Annotated in this window: 12 protein-coding genes; 8 read left to right on the top strand and 4 right to left on the bottom strand. The window is 67.5% G+C overall.

The genetic code is table 11. The features are described 5' to 3' along the window. Positions 1 to 10: 10 nt before the first annotated feature. Positions 11 to 1,153 carry a sugar ABC transporter permease gene (locus LO55_RS20840; protein ID WP_071362956.1) on the top strand — a complete coding sequence of 381 codons (1,143 nt, stop codon included), beginning with the start codon at positions 11 to 13 and terminating at the stop codon, positions 1,151 to 1,153. Positions 1,154 to 1,174: 21 nt separating this feature from the next. Here the strand turns inward: LO55_RS20840 and LO55_RS20835 are convergent, their stop codons facing one another. After that, a complete protein-coding gene (locus LO55_RS20835; RefSeq protein ID WP_071362955.1) occupies positions 1,175 to 2,752 on the bottom strand; it encodes an aldehyde dehydrogenase (NADP(+)) in 1,578 nt (525 codons plus the stop codon). A 191-nt stretch (positions 2,753 to 2,943) separates the two neighbouring features. Between LO55_RS20835 and LO55_RS20830 the strand changes: the two genes are divergently transcribed. The 6 genes from LO55_RS20830 to LO55_RS20805 are packed head-to-tail and all read left to right on the top strand — an operon-like array spanning position 2,944 to position 13,838. Beyond that, positions 2,944 to 5,133 carry a beta propeller repeat protein gene (locus LO55_RS20830; protein WP_229410202.1) on the top strand — a complete coding sequence of 730 codons (2,190 nt, stop codon included), beginning with the start codon at positions 2,944 to 2,946 and terminating at the stop codon, positions 5,131 to 5,133. Beyond that, complete coding sequence (locus tag LO55_RS20825) at positions 5,130 to 7,436, top strand: glycoside hydrolase family 95 protein (protein WP_083415486.1); 2,307 nt, start codon at positions 5,130 to 5,132, stop codon at positions 7,434 to 7,436. Before LO55_RS20830 ends, LO55_RS20825 begins: the two co-directional genes overlap by 4 nt. A 20-nt stretch (positions 7,437 to 7,456) precedes the next feature. After that, complete coding sequence (locus tag LO55_RS20820) at positions 7,457 to 9,130, top strand: GH35 family beta-galactosidase (RefSeq protein WP_071362954.1); 1,674 nt, start codon at positions 7,457 to 7,459, stop codon at positions 9,128 to 9,130. A 26-nt stretch (positions 9,131 to 9,156) separates the two neighbouring features. Further along, a complete protein-coding gene (locus tag LO55_RS20815; RefSeq protein WP_083415485.1) occupies positions 9,157 to 12,027 on the top strand; it encodes a glycoside hydrolase family 31 protein in 2,871 nt (956 codons plus the stop codon). A gap of 47 nt (positions 12,028 to 12,074) precedes the next feature. Further along, entirely contained in the window at positions 12,075 to 13,160 is a 1,086-nt protein-coding gene (locus LO55_RS20810; protein WP_083415484.1) for an SGNH/GDSL hydrolase family protein, read from the top strand. A gap of 42 nt (positions 13,161 to 13,202) precedes the next feature. Next, a complete protein-coding gene (locus LO55_RS20805) occupies positions 13,203 to 13,838 on the top strand; it encodes a class I SAM-dependent rRNA methyltransferase (RefSeq protein WP_005671042.1) in 636 nt (211 codons plus the stop codon). Positions 13,839 to 13,845: 7 nt separating this feature from the next. On the opposite strand, the gene LO55_RS20800 is transcribed toward LO55_RS20805, so the two are convergent. Continuing rightward, a complete protein-coding gene (locus tag LO55_RS20800) occupies positions 13,846 to 14,046 on the bottom strand; it encodes a hypothetical protein (protein ID WP_071362952.1) in 201 nt (66 codons plus the stop codon). A 203-nt stretch (positions 14,047 to 14,249) separates the two neighbouring features. On the opposite strand from LO55_RS20800, the gene LO55_RS26515 reads away from it, so the two are divergent. Continuing rightward, positions 14,250 to 15,017, top strand: coding sequence for a hypothetical protein (locus tag LO55_RS26515; RefSeq protein ID WP_143054588.1), 768 nt, complete (start codon positions 14,250 to 14,252; stop codon positions 15,015 to 15,017). Positions 15,018 to 15,021: 4 nt separating this feature from the next. Here the strand turns inward: LO55_RS26515 and LO55_RS20790 are convergent, their stop codons facing one another. Both LO55_RS20790 and LO55_RS20785 read right to left on the bottom strand, forming a co-directional pair. Then, positions 15,022 to 16,590, bottom strand: a complete 1,569-nt coding sequence (locus LO55_RS20790; RefSeq protein WP_071362951.1) for a GH39 family glycosyl hydrolase — start codon at positions 16,588 to 16,590, stop codon at positions 15,022 to 15,024. Further along, positions 16,587 to 17,882, bottom strand: coding sequence for a helix-turn-helix domain-containing protein (locus LO55_RS20785; protein WP_071362950.1), 1,296 nt, complete (start codon positions 17,880 to 17,882; stop codon positions 16,587 to 16,589). Before LO55_RS20785 ends, LO55_RS20790 begins: the two co-directional genes overlap by 4 nt. Positions 17,883 to 17,885 lie beyond the last annotated feature (3 nt).

The following is a 17,885-nucleotide window of genomic DNA, read 5'->3' as shown; positions in this document are numbered from 1 at the left end:
AATAACCCCCATGGATACAACGACACTCAAGCGGCTGTTCACCCAATATAAAATTCTGGCGCTGCTGGTGGCGGTCGCCCTGATCTGGGCCTTCTTCCACTGGATGACCGAGGGCGGCTTCACTTCGGCGCGCAACGTCTCGAACCTGATGCGCCAGATGTCGGTCACCGGCATCCTGGCCTGCGGCATGGTGTTCGTCATCATCGCCGGCGAGATCGACCTGTCGATCGGTTCGCTCCTGGGCCTGCTGGGCGGAATGGCGGCGGTGCTCGACGTCACCCACGGCATGCCGCTGCCGCTGTCGATCGCGGTGGTGCTGGGCGCGGGCCTGTTGTGCGGCTTCCTCAACGGCTACCTCACCGCCTATGCCGGCATACCGTCCTTCATCGTCGGGCTCGGGGGCATGCTGGCCTACCGCGGCGTGGTGCTGGGCCTGACCGACGGCGCCACCGTGGCGCCGGTCTCGCCCGGCTTCGAGCAGATCGGGCAGGCCTATCTGCCGCCGGCGTGGGGCATCGGACTCGGTGTGCTGCTGTTCGCGCTGGCCGGCGTGCTGGCCTGGCGCCAGCGGGTCAACCAGGCGCGCCACGGCTTGCCGGTAATCGCGCTGTGGCGTTCGGTGTTTCGTGTGCTTCTCGTCGGCGTGGTGCTGGTCGGCCTGATCTCGACCTTCAACAGCTACGAAGGCATTCCGCTGCCGGTGCTGATCCTCCTGACCCTGCTGGGCGTGTTCAGCTACATCGCGCGCCAGACCGTGTTCGGCCGCCGCATCTATGCGGTGGGCAGCAATATGGAGGCGACGCGCCTGTCCGGCATCGACGTGCGCAAGGTCAAGCTGTGGATCTTCGGCCTGATGGGGCTGATGTGCGCGCTGGCGGGCCTGATCAACACCGCGCGCCTGGCGGCCGGCTCGCCGTCGGCCGGCGTGTCGGCCGAACTGGATGTGATCGCGGCCTGCTTCATCGGCGGCACCTCGATGCGCGGCGGCGCCGGCACCGTGCATGGCGCGCTGGTCGGCGCGCTGGTGATGGCCAGCCTGGACAACGGCATGTCGATGCTCGACGTCGACGCCTACTGGCAGATGATCGTCAAGGGCCTGATCCTGACCCTGGCGGTGTGGCTGGACGTGGCCACGCGCAGCAATACCCGCTAGCGCGCGGCCACGCGGTGGCGGTTACGCCAGCTTCACTTCACCGTCCACCAGGCGCACGATCCCGAGCGGATTGCCGTCCTTGAGCGCATCCGGCAGCAGGCCGGCCGGCACGTCCTGGTAGCACACCGGGCGCAGGAAGCGCTCGATCGCGGTCGCGCCGACCGAGGTGCTGCGCGCGTCCGAGGTCGCCGGGAACGGCCCGCCGTGCACCATCGCATACGACACCTCGACGCCGGTCGGGAAGCCGTTGAACAGGATGCGGCCCACCTTGCGCTCCAGCAGCGGCAGCAGCGCGCCGGCCAGGGCATGGTCGCTCTCGACGGCGTGCACGGTGGCGGTCAGCTGGCCTTCCAGGTGGCGCGTCACGGCCAGGATCTCGTCCTCGTTGCGGCAGGCGATCATCAGCGACACCGGTCCGAAGATCTCTTCTTCCAGCGCCGGGTTGGCCAGGAAGGTCGCGGCGTCGCACTGATACAGGGCGGCGCGCGCGGCGCAGCCCGGGCCTTCCTGGCTGCCGTTCGCCACCAGCTGCACGCCGCCCACGCCCGCGCGTTTGCCGATGGCGTTGTCATACGCTTGATGGATGCCGGCCGTGAGCATGGTGCCGGCCGGCTTGAGCTGCAGCGCGGCGGCGGCGGCGTCGCGGAAGGCGTCGAGCTGCGGGCCGGCCAGGCCGATCACCAGGCCCGGGTTGGTGCAGAACTGGCCGACGCCCAGGGTCAGCGAATCGACGAAGGCGCCGGCCAGCTTGGCGCCGCCGGCCTCCAGCGCGCCCGGCAGCAGGTAGACCGGGTTGATGCTGCTCATTTCGGCGTACACGGGAATCGGTTCCTTGCGCTTCGCGGCGATCTGGCTTAGTGCCAGGCCGCCCGCGCGCGAGCCGGTGAAGCCGACGGCGCGGATCGCAGGATGGCTCACCAGGTCGCCGCCGATCTGGTTCCCTTCGCCGATCAGCAGCGAGAACACGCCTTCCGGCATGCCGCATTCGAGCGCCGCCTGCAGTACCGCCTTGCCGACCAGCTCCGAGGTCCCGAGGTGGGCGTTGTGGGCCTTGACCACGACCGGGCAACCGGCGGCCAGGCTTGATGCGGTGTCACCTCCCGCCACCGAGAACGCGAGCGGGAAGTTACTGGCGCCAAAGACGGCGACCGCGCCGAGCGGGATCTTGCGCATGCGCAGGTCGGGGCGCGGCGGGGTGCGGTCAAGCAGGGCCGAATCCAGCGTCGCTTCCAAGAAGTGGCCGTCGCGGACGACTTTCGCGAACAGGCGCAGCTGGTTCACCGTGCGGCCGCGTTCGCCTTCCAGGCGGGCCGCCGGCAAGCCGCTTTCCTGCGATGCGCGCTCGATCAGCGTCGGGCCGAGGTCGAGGATGCGCTGGGCGATCGTCTCCAGGAAGCGGGCGCGCTGTTCCAGGGGCAGGGCGCGATACGGCTCGACGGCGGCATCGGCCAGTTCACAAGCGCGGGCCAGGTCGGCAGGCGTGGCCAGGCCGAACTCGGGCTCCAGGTTTTGCTTCTTTGCGGGGTCGTAGGCGCGCACGGCGCCGGCGCCGCCGCGCAGGATCTGGTGGCCGATGATCATTTCGCCGCTGATATTCATTGTGGGTCTCCTGGTTGGATGTGATGGGGTCGTTGATGTCATACGCAATCAGACGCTGCTGCGGGATCGGCGATAAAACAATCAGCCCAAATGATAACGTTTTCTGTTAGCGCGAACATTTTAGTTGCACGCGCCTCGTGTATTGATTAGCATGGTTGCCAGCAAGCCAATAATAAATACAGGCAGGAGACATGATGCGTACCACGATCGCCCGTCGACCCGGCATGGGTTGGCGCAGGGTCCTGGGTGTGGTTGCGGCCGTGTGCGTCGCCGCCGCTGCCATGGCCGCCCCCGTCGTCCCGAACGGCGCGGGCTATGTCTGGGACAGCGTCGCCATCGGCGGCGGCGGTTTCGTGACCGCGATCGTGCCGAGCCGCAGCGAACCGGGCATCGCCTATGCCCGCACCGACGTCGGCGGCGCCTACCTGTGGCGCGCCAGGGAAGGCCGCTGGACGCCGCTGCTCGATTGGGTGGGCGAGGACCAGACGGGCTTGCTGGGCATCGACGCGCTGGCGATCGACCCCGACAACGCCGCCAATGTGTGGCTGCTGGCGGGGATCGCCTACCTGAACGGCGGCCGCACCGCCATCCTGCGCTCGACCGATTACGGCAAGAGCTTCGACGTGGTCGACGTCAGCAGCCAGTTCAAGACCCACGGCAACGGCTTCGGACGGCAGGGCGGCGAACGGCTGGCCGTCGATCCGGGGCCGAGCAAGCGCCTGTACCTGGGTTCGCGCCGCGATGGCCTGTTCGAAAGCGCCGACGGTGGGCGCACCTGGCAGCGCAACCCGGCGCTAGCGGTGACCACGACGCCCAACGACGTCGGCCTGACCATCGTGTTGCCGGACCCCGCCAGCGTCAGGCAGGGGCGCGCGCAGCGGCTGTTCGTCGGCGTGTCGCGCTTCGGCAGCGTCGGCCCGAACCTGTACCGCAGCGACGATGCCGGCGCGACCTTCGTGCCGGTGGCGGCCAGCCCGACCGGCCTGATGCCGCAGCGCGCGGCCTTCGACGGCGCCGGCAAGCTGTACATCACGTATGCCAACGGCGCCGGGCCGCACCCGGACAAGAGCGGCAGCGAGCCGATCGACCGCGGCCAAGTGTGGCAATACACGATCGCGAGCGGCGCCTGGCGCAACGTGACGCCGGTGGGATCGAATCGGCCGTTCGCCGGCGTCAGCGTCGACCCGGGAAATCCCAGGCGGCTGGTGGTCTCCACCATCAATACCTTCATCGCCCAGGGCGATGCGCGCGGCGACCGGGTCTTCGTGTCGAACGATGGCGGCGCCAACTGGGTCGACGTCATCGCGCGCGGCTTCCGGCGCGACGCTGCCGGCGTGCCCTGGCTCGAGGGTCACGCGATCCACTGGGCCGGCTCGGTCGAATTCGATCCGCTCGATCCGCGCGCGGTATGGGTCACGTCCGGCAACGGCGTGTTCCGCACGCCCGACATCGATGCCACGCCGGCCACCTGGACCTTCACCGTGAAGGGCCTGGAAGAGACGGTGCCGCTCGGCCTGGTCAGCCTGCCGGGCGCGCCGCTGGTCTCGGCCATCGGCGACTACGACGGCTTCGTGCACGACGACCCGGCGCGCCCGGGCCGTATCCACCGGCCCGAGATCGGCACCACCACCGGGCTCGATGGCGCCGCCCGCCGTCCCGGCAGCATGGTGCGGGTGGGCGACGCCATGCTCGTCACGCGCGACGGCGGCGACACCTGGACCCGGACGCCGACGCTGCAGGGCAAGCGCGGGCGGGTCGCGATGTCGAGCGACGGGGCGACCCTCGTGCATGCGCCGCAGGGATCGGCGACCCTGTACCGCTCGGCCGACGATGGCGCCAGCTGGACGCCGGTGGCGGGCCTGGCGGGACGCGATTTGCGCGCGGTCGCCGATCCGGTCAACCCGAAAGCGTTCTACGCCTACGACGACAAGGCGCTGATGGCAAGCGTAGATGGCGGCGCCAGCTTCGCGCCGCGCGCCAGCCTGCCGCCGGGCGGCTCCAGACTGATTCGTGCGTTGCCGGGCCGCGAGGGCGACCTGTGGGTGGCGCTCAAGGACGGCGGCCTGGTGCGCTCGCGCGATGGCGGCGCAAGCTTCGCGCCGCTGGCCGGCGTCGGCTACTGCGGCGCGGTCGGTTTCGGCAAGGCCGCACCGGGCAAGCGCGAGCCGACAGTCTACATCTGGGGCAGCGTCAAGGGCGTGCGCGGCGTTCACCGTTCGCTCGACCTGGGGCGCAGCTGGCAGCGCATCAACGACGACGCCCACCAGTACGGCGGCCCCGGCGACGGCCACTTCATCGTCGGCGACATGAACCGCTTTGGCGTGGTCTACATGAGCACCGCCGGCCGCGGCATCGTCTATGGAAGGCCAGGACCGATATGAAGATGTTCTCCCGCTTGCGCATCCTGCTGGGCGCCTGCGCCTTCTCGCTGGCGGCAATCAGCGCCGCCGCGCCCGAGATGGTGCTGCGCTACGACCGGCCGGCCCGGGACGACGACCAGGGCTGGGAAAAAGAGGCGCTCCCGATCGGCAATGGCCGCATCGGCGCCATGGTGTTCGGCCAGCCGGGCCGCGAACACCTGCAGTTCAACGACATCACCTTGTGGACCGGCGACGACAAGACCATGGGCGCCTTCCAGCCCTTCGGCGACCTGCTGGTCGAGCTGCCTGGCCACGAAAGCGGGGTGACCGACTACCGCCGCACGCTCGACCTCGGGCGCGGCGTGCACACGGTGACGTATACGCATGGCGGCGTGCGTTACCGGCGCGAAGCCTGGGCAAGTTTCCCGGCCCAGGTGATCGTGCTGCGCCTGACTGCCGACCGGCCCGGCCGCTACAGCGGCGCCGTGTCCCTGACGGACCGTCACGGCGCCCATCTCGCCGTGGCCAACGGCCGGCTGCATGCGACCGGCACGCTTGCCGGCTTAGCACTGCCCGACCAGGCGCCGAGCGGCAACGTGATGTCCTACGCCAGCCAGGCGCAGGTGATCAGCGATGGCGGCAAGCTGGTCGCCGACGGCGAGCGCATCGCCTTCGCGGGCGCCGACGGCCTGACCCTGATCCTGGGCGCCGGCACCAGCTATGTGCTCGACGCCGCGCGCCGCTTCGAAGGCGGGCATCCGCTGGCGCGCGTGACCGCACAGGTGGACCAGGCCGCGGCGCGTGCGCCAACGGCGCTCCTCGAGGAACACGTCGCGGATTTCGGGCGCCTGATGCAGCGCGTGGCCATCGACCTGGGCCAGACGCCGGGCGCGCGCCGCGCGCTGCCGACCGATGCACGCCTGCTGGCCTATACCAAGGCGGGCGGCGATCCGGAACTCGAGGCCCAGTATTTCCAGTACGGCCGCTACCTGCTGGCTTCCAGCTCGCGCGGCTCGCTCCCGGCCAATCTGCAGGGCCTGTGGAACAACAGCCTCACGCCGCCGTGGAATGCGGATTACCACACCAACATCAACATCCAGATGAATTACTGGCCGGCCGAGGTGACGAACCTGGGCGAGCTGGCCTTGCCGTTCTTCGATTTCGTGAACGGCATGGCCCCGGTATGGCGGCGCGCCACCGCGGGGGAATTCCGCCGCGCCGATGGCCAGCCGGTGCGCGGCTGGACCTTGCGCACCGAGTCGAATCCCTTCGGCGCCATGGGCTACCTGTGGAACAAGACCGGCAACGCCTGGTACGCCCAGCACTTCTGGGAACACTACGCCTTCAACCGCGACGAACGCTTCCTGCGCGAGGTGGCCTATCCGGTGATGAAGGAGGCCAGCGTCTTCTGGCAAGACTACCTGAAAGAGCTGCCGGACGGGCGGCTGGTCGCGCCGCAGGGCTGGTCGCCGGAGCACGGCCCGGTCGAGGATGGCGTCGCCTACGACCAGCAGATCGTATGGGACCTGTTCAACAACACGGTCGAGGCGGCCGGCATCCTGCGGGCCGATCCGGAGCTGCGCGCGCAGCTAGCCGCCATGCGCGACCGCCTGGCCGGGCCGCGCATCGGCAGCTGGGGCCAGCTGCTCGAATGGCTGGACGAGAAGAAGGACCCGGTGCTCGACACGCCGCGCGACACCCACCGCCACGTGTCGCACCTGTTCGCGCTGTTCCCCGGGCGCCAGATCGATCCGCTGCGCACGCCGGACCTGGCCCGGGCCGCGCGCCGCACGCTGGTAGCGCGCGGCGACGCCGGCACCGGCTGGTCGATGGCCTGGAAGATGGCGTTCTGGGCCAGGTTGCACGACGGCGAGCGCGCCCACCGCATGCTGCGCGGCCTGCTGGCGGCGCCGGGCGCGCGCGCGGCCGAACAGGCCGGCGTCTTTTCGGAACATAACAACGCCGGCGGCACCTATCCGAACCTGCTCGACGCCCACCCGCCGTTCCAGATCGACGGCAATTTCGGCGCCACGGCGGCGATCGCCGAGATGCTGCTGCAGTCGCAGGGCGGCGAACTGCACCTGTTGCCGGCGCTGCCGTCGGCATGGGCGCGCGGCGCGGTGAAGGGATTGCGCGCGCGTGGCGGGTATGAAGTGGACCTGCGCTGGGCTGACGGACGCTTGCAGGGCGCCACGGTGCGTGCGGTGGCCGGTAACGGCGGTCCCGTCAAGGTCCGCTACGGCGCGAAACTCATCGAGATCGCTCTGGCGGCAGGGCAGAGCCGCAGCCTGGACCCGGCGCAGTTGCGCCAACGACAAGAATGACAACGAAGGAGACGAACAGCATGACCCTGAAACCACTCGCCCGCAGGCTCGCGCGCCTCTGCCTGTTGTTGGCCAGCGCCGGCGCGGCGGCGGCCGATCCCGAGCTGCCGCGCCTCGTCGAAAAGGATGGCCGGCACGCCCTGATGGTGGACGGCGCGCCGTTCCTGATGCTCGCGGGTCAGGCCCACAACTCCAGCAACTATCCGGGCGCCTTGCCCAAGGTCTGGGCGGCGCTGAAGGACGCGCACGCCAATACCCTCGAGATGCCGGTCGCCTGGGAACAGGTGGAGCCCAAGGAAGGGGAGTTCGACTTCAGCTTCCTCGACACCCTCGTTTCGCAGGCGCGTGAAAACGATATCAGGCTCGTCATCGTCTGGTTCGGCACCTGGAAGAACACGGGGCCGGGCTACCTGCCGGAATGGGTCAAGTTCGACAACCGGCGCTTCCCGCGCATGAAGGACAAGGACGGCAAGACGGTCTACAGCCATTCGCCGTTCGGCGAGCAGACGCTGGCGGCCGACCGGCGTGCCTTCGTCAGGATGATGGAGCACATCAGGAAGATCGACAGCGGCCACCGCACCGTGATCATGGTGCAGGTCGAGAACGAGGTGGGCACCTATGGCGTCCCGCGCGACCATGGCGAACGCGCCGAGGCGGCCTTCCGCCAGCAGGTGCCGGCCGCGGTGCTGGCGCGCCAGAAGCCGAAGGTGGCGGGCGTGACCCAGGGCAGCTGGCGCCAGGTGTATGGCGACTACGCCGACCAGTACTTCCATTCCTGGGCCATCGCCAGCTATATCGAGTCGATCGCCAGCGCGGGGCGCGCGGTGTACGACCTGCCGATGTTCGTCAACGCCGCCCTGCGCGAGCCTTCGCTCGACGGCAAGCCGGCGGCGCCGTGGAAAGCGAACTTCGCCAGCGGCGGGCCGACCTGGGACGTGATCGACATCTACAAGGCGGCGGCGCCGCACATCGACCTGGCCGCGCCCGACATCTATATGCCGGAATCGAACAAGGTGACGGCGGTGCTGAAATCGTACCAGCGGCCGGACAACGCCTTGATGGTGCCGGAGATGGGCAATGCGGCGGGCTATGCGCGCTACGTGTACCAGATCCTCGGCATGGGGGCGCTGGGCGTGGCGCCGTTCGGGCTCGACTACTTCGACTACAGCAACTACCCGCTGGGCTCGAAGTTCACCGACCGCCGCATGGTCGAACCCTTCGCCACCGTGTATGGCTTGTTCGCGCCGATGCAGCGCCAGTGGGCGCGCTGGGCCTTCGAGGGCCGCACCCACGGCGTGGCCGAGGGCGACGACCGCGCGCCGCAGACGGTGGCGCTGCAGGGCTGGAAGGCGACCGTATCGTTCCGCGAATTCCAGTTCGGCGAGCGCCAGTACCTGAAGGACAAGAGCGAGTTCAAGGAAGGAACCGAGAAGCCCGGCGGCGGGGTGGCGATCGCCCAGGTCGGCGAGAACGAGTTCGTGCTCGTCGGCCAGCAGGCGCGCGTGAAGTTCGCGGGCGATGGCGCGAACGCGGGCAAGCCCTCGCTCTTGGGGCGGGTGGAGGAGGGCCGTTTCGATGCCCATGGCCGCTGGGTCATGGAGCGCAACTGGAACGGCGACCAGACCGACTATGGCCTTAACCTGCCGGCGGCGCCGGTGGTGCTCAAGGTCAGGCTCGGGACGTACCAGGAATAACAACGATGAAGACAGGAGATATGCAAATGCGTATGACACAGGTGGCAGCCGCGGCGCTGTTCCTCGCCTCCGGGCTCCAGGCCCATGCGGGCACGTTTCAACAGACCGCCACCGGCATCGAAGTGCGGCCCGATAGCGGCGCCAAGGTGGTGCGCCTGAACCTGATGAGCGACAACATCATCCAGGTCGTGAAGCTCGCCGAGGAGAACAGGACGCTCACGCCCTCGCTCATGACGGTGGCGACGCCGTGCGCCGACAAATGCGCGTTCACGGTCACGCCCGCGACGGACAACGTCCAGCTCAAGGCGGGCAAGATCTCGGCCACCGTGTCCCTGAAAGACGGCCAGGTCCAGTTCTTCGACGCGGCCGGCAAGCGTTTCCTGGCCCAGGCGTCCGAGTCGATGCAGCCGGTCGACGTCGGCGGCAAGCCTTTCCTGGCGATCAAGCAGGGCTTCAACCACGGCACAAAGGATGCCTATTACGGCCTGGGCCAGCACCAGAACAACCAGATGAACTACAACGGCGAAGACGTGCTGCTGGCCCAGCACAATATGATCGCCGCCGTGCCGTTCGTGGTATCGGACAAGGGCTATGGCCTCCTGTGGGACAACAATTCGATCTCGCGCTTCGGCGACGCCACGCCCTATGACCACATGTCGCGCGACCTGGTCTTGCGCAGCCTTGATGGCAAGCAGGCCGGCCTGACCGCGCGCTACTACGTCGACGGCAAGCTGGCGCTGACGCGCCAGGAAAAGGACATCGACTACCAGTACCTGAAGGACGTGGACGAGAACTGGCCCAAGGAGCTCAAGCCGGCCAAGGACCTCAAGAACGTGCGCGTGGTGTGGGAAGGCACGATGAGCAGCGACAAGCCGGGCGTGCACAAGATGCAGCTCTATTCCTCGGACTACGCCAGGCTGACGGTGGACGGCAAGGAAGTGATGGACGTGTGGCGCATGGGCTGGAACCCGTGGTACCACAACTTCGAGGTCCGCTTCGAGAAGAACAAGCCGGTCAAGCTGCACCTGGAATGGAAGCCGTCGGGCGGCATGGTGGCGATCACCCACAACAACCCGCTGCCGGCGCCCGAGCGCCATTCGCTGACCATGTCGTCCGAGATCGCCGAGGCGATCAACTACCACGTGATCAGCGCCGACAGCATGGACGGCGCGATCGCCGGCTACCGCCACCTGACCGGCCAGGCGCCGATGATGCCGAAATGGGCCTACGGCTTCTGGCAGTCGCGCCAGCGCTACGAGACCCAGCAGCAGCTGCTCGACGCCCTGGGCGAATACCGCGAGCGCGGCTGGCCGCTCGACAACATCGTCCAGGACTGGTTCTACTGGCCCGAGGATGGCTGGGGCTCGCACGACTTTGACAAGACCCGCTTCCCTGATCCGAAAGGCCTGGTCGACGCCGTCCACAAGCAGAATGCGCGCATCATGCTGTCGGTGTGGGGCAAGTTCTACGCCAATACCGACAACTACAAGGAGCTCGCATCGAAAGGTTATATGTGGACCAAGAACGTGGAGAACGGCTCGCGCGATTGGGTCGGCAAGGGCTACCTGAACAGCCACTACGATCCGTACACCAGGGAGGCGCGCGAGATCTATTACCGCCAGCTCAAGACCAAGCTGGTCGACCTGGGCTTCGACGCATGGTGGATGGACAATACCGAACCCGACGTGCTGTCGAACAGCCGGCTGGAAGACTTCAAGCAGCTGATCGGACCGACCGTGTACGGCGCCGGCGAGATCACCTTCAATCCCTACAGCCTGGTGAGCACGGGCGCCATGATCGATGGCCTCAAGCGCGACCAGCCCGACAAGCGCCAGTTCATCCTGTCGCGCTCGGGCTTTGCCGGCATCCAGAGGAATAGCGTGGCGGTGTGGAGCGGCGACACGGTGGGGCGCTGGAACAATCTGTACGACCAGATCGCGTCGGGCACCAATATGTCGATGTCGGGCGTCCCGAACTGGACCCACGACATCGGCGGCTATGCCCAGGAAGTGCGGTTCCAGAGCGGCGACGTCGGCTCGGCCCAGGAAAACCGCGTTACCAGCCGCGCCGCGGCCAATCCGGAAGACATGGAAGAGTGGCGCGAGCTGAACCACCGCTGGTTCCAGTTCGGCGCCTTCACGCCGCTGTTCCGCTCGCACGGCGAGGTGGTCAAGCGCGAGATCTATAACATCGCCGCCGGCGACGACGCCATGCGCGACAATATGGTGTGGTGGCTGAAGCTGCGCTACCGCCTGATGCCGTATATTTACACGATCGCCTCCGACACCCATTACCGCTCGGGCACCATGATGCGCGGCCTGGCAATGGACTTCCCGAGCGACGCCAAGGCCAAGAACGTCAAGGACCAGTACATGTTCGGTCCCTCGTTCCTGGTGGCGCCGGTGTACGAGTACAAGGCGCGCCAGCGCCAGGTCTACCTGCCCGCCGGCGCCGACTGGTACGACTTCCATACCGGCGAGCGCCACCGGGGCGGCGCGACCCGCACCATCCAGGCGCCGCGCGAGCGCATGCCGCTGTTCGTCAAGGCGGGATCGGTGATCACCGCCGGTCCCGTGACCCAGTACGTGGACGAGAAGCCCGATGCGCCGCTGACGCTGTTCGTGTATGCCGGCGCCAATGGCCTGGCGACGCTGTACGAGGACGACGGCGTGACGAACGCCTACCAGCGCGGCGAAGCCAGCCGCATCCCGATCAGCTACGACGACAAGGCCGGCGTGGTGCAGATCGGCGAGCGCGTCGGCCGCTACCAGGGCATGGTCGAGAAGCGCGAGTTCCGCGTGCGCGTCATCAAGCCGGGGGTGTCGACCGCGACCGATATGGATGCGTCGGACAAGTCGGTGGTGTATGAGGGCAAGCCGGTGAGCATCAAGCTGTGATTACCCGCCGGGCACGTGCGCGTGCCCGGCATTTTCAGTCGACACCCATGAACATCTTCTCTTACGCGGCCTGCCTGGCCCTGGCCGGTCTGCTCCACCTGGCGCCCGCCCATGCGCTCGAGACGGTCGCGCCCGACCACCAGCACTTGCAGTACACGGGCCGCATCGATTTCAGCGACCGCCGCGCGCCGGTGCTGAGCTGGCCGGGCACGTCGGTGGCGGCCACCTTCACCGGCACCTCGCTGTCCATCGTCCTCGACGACCAGCACGGCAAGAACTACTACAACGTCTTCCTCGACGGCGACACCGGGCGGCCGATCATCCTGCAGCTCGACAAGGGGAAGAAGAGCTACCTCGTGGCCAACGGGCTCGCGCCCGGCGTGCATCGGGTGTTGCTCATCAAGCGCACCGAGGGCGAGGAGGGCGCCACCGTGTTCCTCGGCCTGGCGCTGGACGACAAGGCGGCATTGCAGGCGCCGCCGGCCAGGCCGGGCCGGAGGATCGAGTTCTTCGGCGATTCCATCACCAGCGGCATGGGCAACGAGGCGCCCGACGATGGCGAGGATCATCACGGCAAGGACAAGAACAACTATCGGTCCTACGCCGCGATCGCCGCCCGCCAGCTCGGCGCCGAAGCGCATTTCACCTCGCAGGGCGGCATCGGCATCATGATCAGCTGGTTCCCGTTCACGATGCCGGACTTTTACGACCAGCTGAGCGCGGTCGGCGACAACGACAGCCGCTGGGACTTTTCGCGCTGGACGCCCGACGTGGTGGTGGTGAACCTGATGCAGAACGATAGCTGGCTGATCGGCCGCGACCACAAGCTGCAGCCCGAGCCCGATGAGGCGCAGCGGATCGCGGCCTACCAGGCCTTCGTCGCGCGCGTCAGGTCGCTGTATCCGAAGGCGTATATCGTGTGCGCGCTCGGCAGCATGGACGCGACCAGGGCCGGATCGCCCTGGCCAGGGTATGTCGAGACCGCCGTCAGGAACCTGCGCTCGGCCGGTGACGCGCGCATCGACACGCTGTTCTTTCCGTTCACGGGTTATGGCAAGCACCCGCGCGTGGCGCAGCACCAGGCGAACGCGGACTTGCTGACCGCTTTCGTGCGCCAAAGAGTGGGGTGGTAGGGCGGTGCTGTATCATGCCGGGCTTCGTTACGAAAGCCGCACATGCTCATCATCACCATCAAGCAGGGCAAGGAACAAGCGATCCTTGCCGGCGACCCCTGGATCTACCAGTCCGCGATCGACAAAGTCGACGGCAAGCCGCACGAGCGCAACAAGATCGGCGTGACGGCGCTGGTGCAGTCGTCGTCGCGCCGCTTCCTGGCGCGCGCCGCCTACAACGCCAGGTCGCAGATCGCGGCCCGCGTCTGGACCTTGCGCGAAGATGAAGCGGTCGACCATGCGCTCATCAAGCGCCGGGTGCAGGCCGCCATCGAACGGCGGCTTGACACCTGGCGCGCGGTCGGACCGGATGCGCTGGTCCAGCTGGTCGACGGGGAAAAGGATGGCCTGCCCGGCCTGGTGGTGCAGGGCTATGGCGGCCCGGACGGCTACCTGGTCTGCCAGTTCAACGCCGGCGGCGTCGACCTGTGGAAGGTGCCGGTGGTGCAGGCGCTGCTGGCCGCCACCGGCTGCCCCAACGTCTACGAGCGCTGCGACGCGCTGGTGCGCAAGGCCGAAGGCTTGCCGTTCGCGCCCGGCGCCCTGGCCGGCGAGGAGCCGCCGCAGCGCCTGATGGTGCGCACCCGGGACAGCCTGGCGCCGATGGATATCCGCACCGGCTTCACCTACCCGCGCTGAACCGGGTTCAGGCCAGCGCTTCCTTCGCCGCCTCTTCGGGCGTCAGCGAATCGTAGAACTGGTCGGTGAACCACTCGATCTGTTCTTCGATGTGATCCTGGGCCTGCTTGACGGTGGCGCCACCGGCGACCAGGAAACCTTCCACTTCGATGCACCACCCGATGAACGCCAAGGTTTCTTCGTCCAGTTCTTCTTCCTTCTTTGCCATATTTTTTCCCGTAATGTTGCGTGATCAGTGAACGCTGGATTGGAGCGATCAGCGTTGCACGATTCTAACGTAGCCGTACATCGACGCCAATGCTTCACGGCGAGGACGGGCTAACCGGTCTGCGGCTTGTTATAGATATAAAAAGCCGCTCGCGGTGCGCGTCATCATACGCTCTCTATCGACGCAGATTCAGGGAGGTCGCGATGAAATTGCTCTTGGCGCGCACAATGCTCGTCGGCTCGATCCTCGGGCTGTCGGGTTGCGCAGCATTCGATTGGTGGCCGCAGTCAACGGCCAATGCGGGCGGAAAGCCTGGGCAGCAGTCATCAAGCAATACCGCCGGCGGTCCGGAAACATCCCCGCGCATCCCCGATGGCGGACCTGGCGGGCCTGGCGGGGCCGGTCAGACAGCGCCCACCGAGCCGGCAGACACTTCCGCTCCCGCGCCCGACCTGGCGAAGGCTCCGGCGGCCGTCGTTGCGGCCGGTCTCGATAGCGCGACCGTCGTCGACATGCTCGGCATGGCGTGGCAAGGCCTCCAGCGGCCGCAACCGATCGACCCGGCCATCGGGAAATACCTTGGCGGTTTCGGCGTCGTGGTCGACATGCTGCAAAGAGGCTTCGATGTCCGCGCCGCGCGCGAGGCGCATGCCGGCGTGGTGCGGCTGCGCGACGCGATGGGACCGGGTGAGACCAAGATCATCCACGTCAAGCAGGGGGCGGACGGCCGGGTCCAGGTCTATGAAGTGCCCAACCGTTTCGCGCCGATCGTGAAGAACCCTGGCGAGAAGGTCATCGAGTCAGAGATCGTCACGCCCGAGGTCGTCGTCCAGCGCGACGGCAGCGTGCTGCACATGTTCACCTCGCGAAGCGCGCTCACGCAAAAGGCGCGGGCAAGCTATGACCAGGAATGGCCGGCCTTCTACAAACGCGCCGATGCGGCGATCGCCGCCATCCTGGCGAAAGGCTGACCCATCATTTCGCTGGAGCGAACTGCAGCAGGTAGACGTCGTTCTCGCGTAGCGGCAGGCTGGTGGCCAGGCGGCCATCGGCGCCGACGGTGACCGTCTTCTGCTGCGACGGCATGCCGGTGGCTTGCGCCTTGAGCGTGGCGACCTGCTGCCGGGTCAACTGCTTTGGCGAGCCCATGCCGATATAGGCGGTGAAGGCGTCGTTCTGCTTGTAGCCGACCTGCGACACCGTCAGCGCGTAGGCGCCCGGCTTCAGGCCGCGCAGCGTCACGGCGACCTGGCCCTTGGCCTTCGGCGGCAAGTCCTTGATGTAGAACTGCTGGTTGTTGACCTTGTCGGGCAGCGTCTGGGTCACGTCCCATAGCAGGACCTGGGCATTGCCTTTGTCGTCGACGGTCGCCCAGGAATCCTTGTCCGCATTCTTGAGCTCCGTGTGGCCGAGCTGGTTCAGGAACTGGTAGGCGAAATAGGCCGGCTTCTTGATGCCCTGCGTGTTCATCAGCCCGAAGCCGCCGTGGAAGGCCTCGAAGCGCGGACCGGGCTCTTCGAAGATATCGGTGAACACCCAGTACGACATCGATTGCACCGCGCCGCTGCTCTGCTTGAGCTTTTTCAGGATGTAGGCGGCCTGGTGATAGCTGTCGTGGGTCGGGTCGGCCGGCGTGTACGACGAACTCCATTCGGTATAGTGCAGCTCGAGCTTCGGCATGCCCGAGGCCGCGATCTCCCTGCGGTTCTTGAGCACGTCGCTGGCCACCGCCATGTCGTCGCGGCTCAGGACCGTGCCCTTGGTGCCGAATTCGTCCAGGTAGCCTTCACCGACGCCATACGAATGGGTGCTGACGAAGTCGAGCGGCACCTTGTTCTGGTTGGCGTAGGCGATCATTTCTGGAATCCAGGCCGCGCCGGCCGTGGCCGGGCCGCCGACCCGGTAGGAGGAATCGACACGCTTGATGGCGCGCGCCGCGTGGGCGTACAGCCGGAAGTACTCGTCCTGGGTGCCGGCCCAGAAGCCGTCCAGGTTCGGTTCGTTCCACACTTCGAAGTACCAGCTCGCGACTTCCTCCTTGCCATAGCGCTCGGTCCAATGCCGCGTCAGGGCCTCGATCAGGCGCTCCCACTGGCCGTAGTCGCGCGGCGGCGTGACGTTGCCGCGCCACCAGAAGATAGTCTTTGTCCCGCTGGCCATGGCATTCGGCATGAAGCCCAGTTCGACGAAGGGCTTGATGCCGATCGAGAGCAGGTAGTCGAACAACGCATCGATGTACTGGAAGTTGTACTGTTCCTTGCCCTGGGCGTCGATCTTGTACACGCCCATGTCGTCGGTCAGGAGGCCGTGGAAGCGGATGTAGCGAAAGCCCGCGTCGCGCCGGATCTCGGCCAGTTGCTGCTGCCAGTCGGCGCGCAAGCCTTCGTTGGCGCGCCCGGCGCCGACCGACAGGTTGAACATGCGATCGAGCTTGCCCTGGACCTGGGTGACGTCGACGTCGATGCTGCGCTGCTGCGCGAGCGCGCCGAGAGGCAAGATGAGCGCCGCGGCCAGCAAGGCCCGGGCGAGTGGCGTGTGTCTCATGGATCGAATTCCCGTGGTGAGCCTGGTGAAGCGCCAGCATACGGTGCGCCACCCGCCATGGCATGCGCCATGCGGATAGTTGAAGCAATCGTGCCGGACGTGTCAGGTTCAGGCGCCATGCCCGGGGCGCCGGCCAGCGAGGCGCGGAACGCCTTCGGCGTGCACCCATACTCCTCCTTGAAAAGCTTGTTGAAGTAAGAGGCGTTGTTGTAGCCGACCGTGTAGGCGACCTCGGAGACCGTGGCCGATCCCTTCTCGGCCAGCAGCCGCGCCGCCTCGGCCAGGCGCAGCTTGTTCAGGTAGCCGGTGAATGTGAAGCCCAGTTCGGCCTTGAGGATCTCGTTGACCTTGTTGCGGTTGACGCCGGCCGCCTGGACCACGGCGTCCAGGTCCAGGTCGGCCTCGGCATAGCGGCTCGCCATCGCCTGCAGGATGGCCGCTTTCTCGCGGTCGCGCCGCGGCGCGAGCGGGAGTTCGAGCGACAGCTGCTGGTAGGCCACGATCGGCAAGTCCTTCTGCAGCTTGTCCTGCAGCTCGAGGCGCAGCGCCCGCGCATGCGCACGGAACAGCCACAGGCCGAAGCCGGCCCAGGCCAGCAGCAGGGCCACGCCGGGCGCGAGGATCCAGCGCAGGTCGCGCCCATGCAGGGTCAGGCTGCTGACGTCGACCACCAGCGGCACGTCGCGCGGCGTCTGGAAGGTGCTGCCGATGGCCAGCTTGGGCACCTGGTCCAGGCGGTAGGATTGGCGCGACAGCGGTAGCCCCGCCTGGGCGAACCACCATTGCGGCGTCTCCATGCGCGTCAGGTCGAGTTCGATCCGGCTGCCTTGCTCGCTGCAGGAAAAGAAGCTCGAGGGCGCGCGGTAGCTGGCCGGGTCGCCGCGCCGCGACAACCCTTCCTCGAAGGTCGGCGCCACCAGCGACAGGGTATTCTTCGGCGCGCAGGTGGCGATGAACGACACCGATGCGTAACGCGTCAGGTCGGCGTGCGCCGGCTCGCCGCTCGGGCCCAGGAAGAACAGATTGGCTTCGGCGTACGGATAGGCCGTGCCGCTGGCGACGTTCAGCGCGATGCGCAGGCGGCGGCCGTCGTCGAGCACCCGCACGCTGGAGGCGCCGCCGGCCGAGGCGTCGACGTCCGGGCGGACGCGCCAGGCCGCCTGGCCGTCGCCCGGGCCGCTCAGGAGCGCGACTTCGGGTAAGCTGCGCCGGTAGCCGGCAATGCCCAGCACCAGGCTGAGCGCGAGCAGCGCCAGGAAGGCCAGCAGCGCCCGCTGTCGGAAGGCGTGCATGGC

The sequence above is a fragment of the Massilia timonae genome (assembly GCF_001866515.1).
GTDB classification, from domain to species: Bacteria; Pseudomonadota; Gammaproteobacteria; order Burkholderiales; family Burkholderiaceae_D; genus Telluria; species Telluria timonae.
The sequence above is the reverse complement of the archived record's forward strand: the minus strand, read 5'-3'. Positions and strand labels throughout refer to the sequence as shown.

What these genes read in the sequence shown, in the direction of transcription:
- LO55_RS20805 (WP_005671042.1), top strand. Translation starts at nt 13,203, where the DNA reads ATGCTCATCATCACCATCAAGCAGGGCAAGGAACAAGCGATCCTTGCC.
- LO55_RS20790 (WP_071362951.1), bottom strand. Translation starts at nt 16,590, where the DNA reads ATGAGACACACGCCACTCGCCCGGGCCTTGCTGGCCGCGGCGCTCATC.
- LO55_RS20785 (WP_071362950.1), bottom strand. Translation starts at nt 17,882, where the DNA reads ATGCACGCCTTCCGACAGCGGGCGCTGCTGGCCTTCCTGGCGCTGCTC.
- LO55_RS20840 (WP_071362956.1), top strand. Translation starts at nt 11, where the DNA reads ATGGATACAACGACACTCAAGCGGCTGTTCACCCAATATAAAATTCTG.
- LO55_RS20835 (WP_071362955.1), bottom strand. Translation starts at nt 2,752, where the DNA reads ATGAATATCAGCGGCGAAATGATCATCGGCCACCAGATCCTGCGCGGC.
- LO55_RS20820 (WP_071362954.1), top strand. Translation starts at nt 7,457, where the DNA reads ATGACCCTGAAACCACTCGCCCGCAGGCTCGCGCGCCTCTGCCTGTTG.
- LO55_RS20800 (WP_071362952.1), bottom strand. Translation starts at nt 14,046, where the DNA reads ATGGCAAAGAAGGAAGAAGAACTGGACGAAGAAACCTTGGCGTTCATC.
- LO55_RS20830 (WP_229410202.1), top strand. Translation starts at nt 2,944, where the DNA reads ATGATGCGTACCACGATCGCCCGTCGACCCGGCATGGGTTGGCGCAGG.
- LO55_RS26515 (WP_143054588.1), top strand. Translation starts at nt 14,250, where the DNA reads ATGAAATTGCTCTTGGCGCGCACAATGCTCGTCGGCTCGATCCTCGGG.
- LO55_RS20815 (WP_083415485.1), top strand. Translation starts at nt 9,157, where the DNA reads ATGCGTATGACACAGGTGGCAGCCGCGGCGCTGTTCCTCGCCTCCGGG.
- LO55_RS20810 (WP_083415484.1), top strand. Translation starts at nt 12,075, where the DNA reads ATGAACATCTTCTCTTACGCGGCCTGCCTGGCCCTGGCCGGTCTGCTC.
- LO55_RS20825 (WP_083415486.1), top strand. Translation starts at nt 5,130, where the DNA reads ATGAAGATGTTCTCCCGCTTGCGCATCCTGCTGGGCGCCTGCGCCTTC.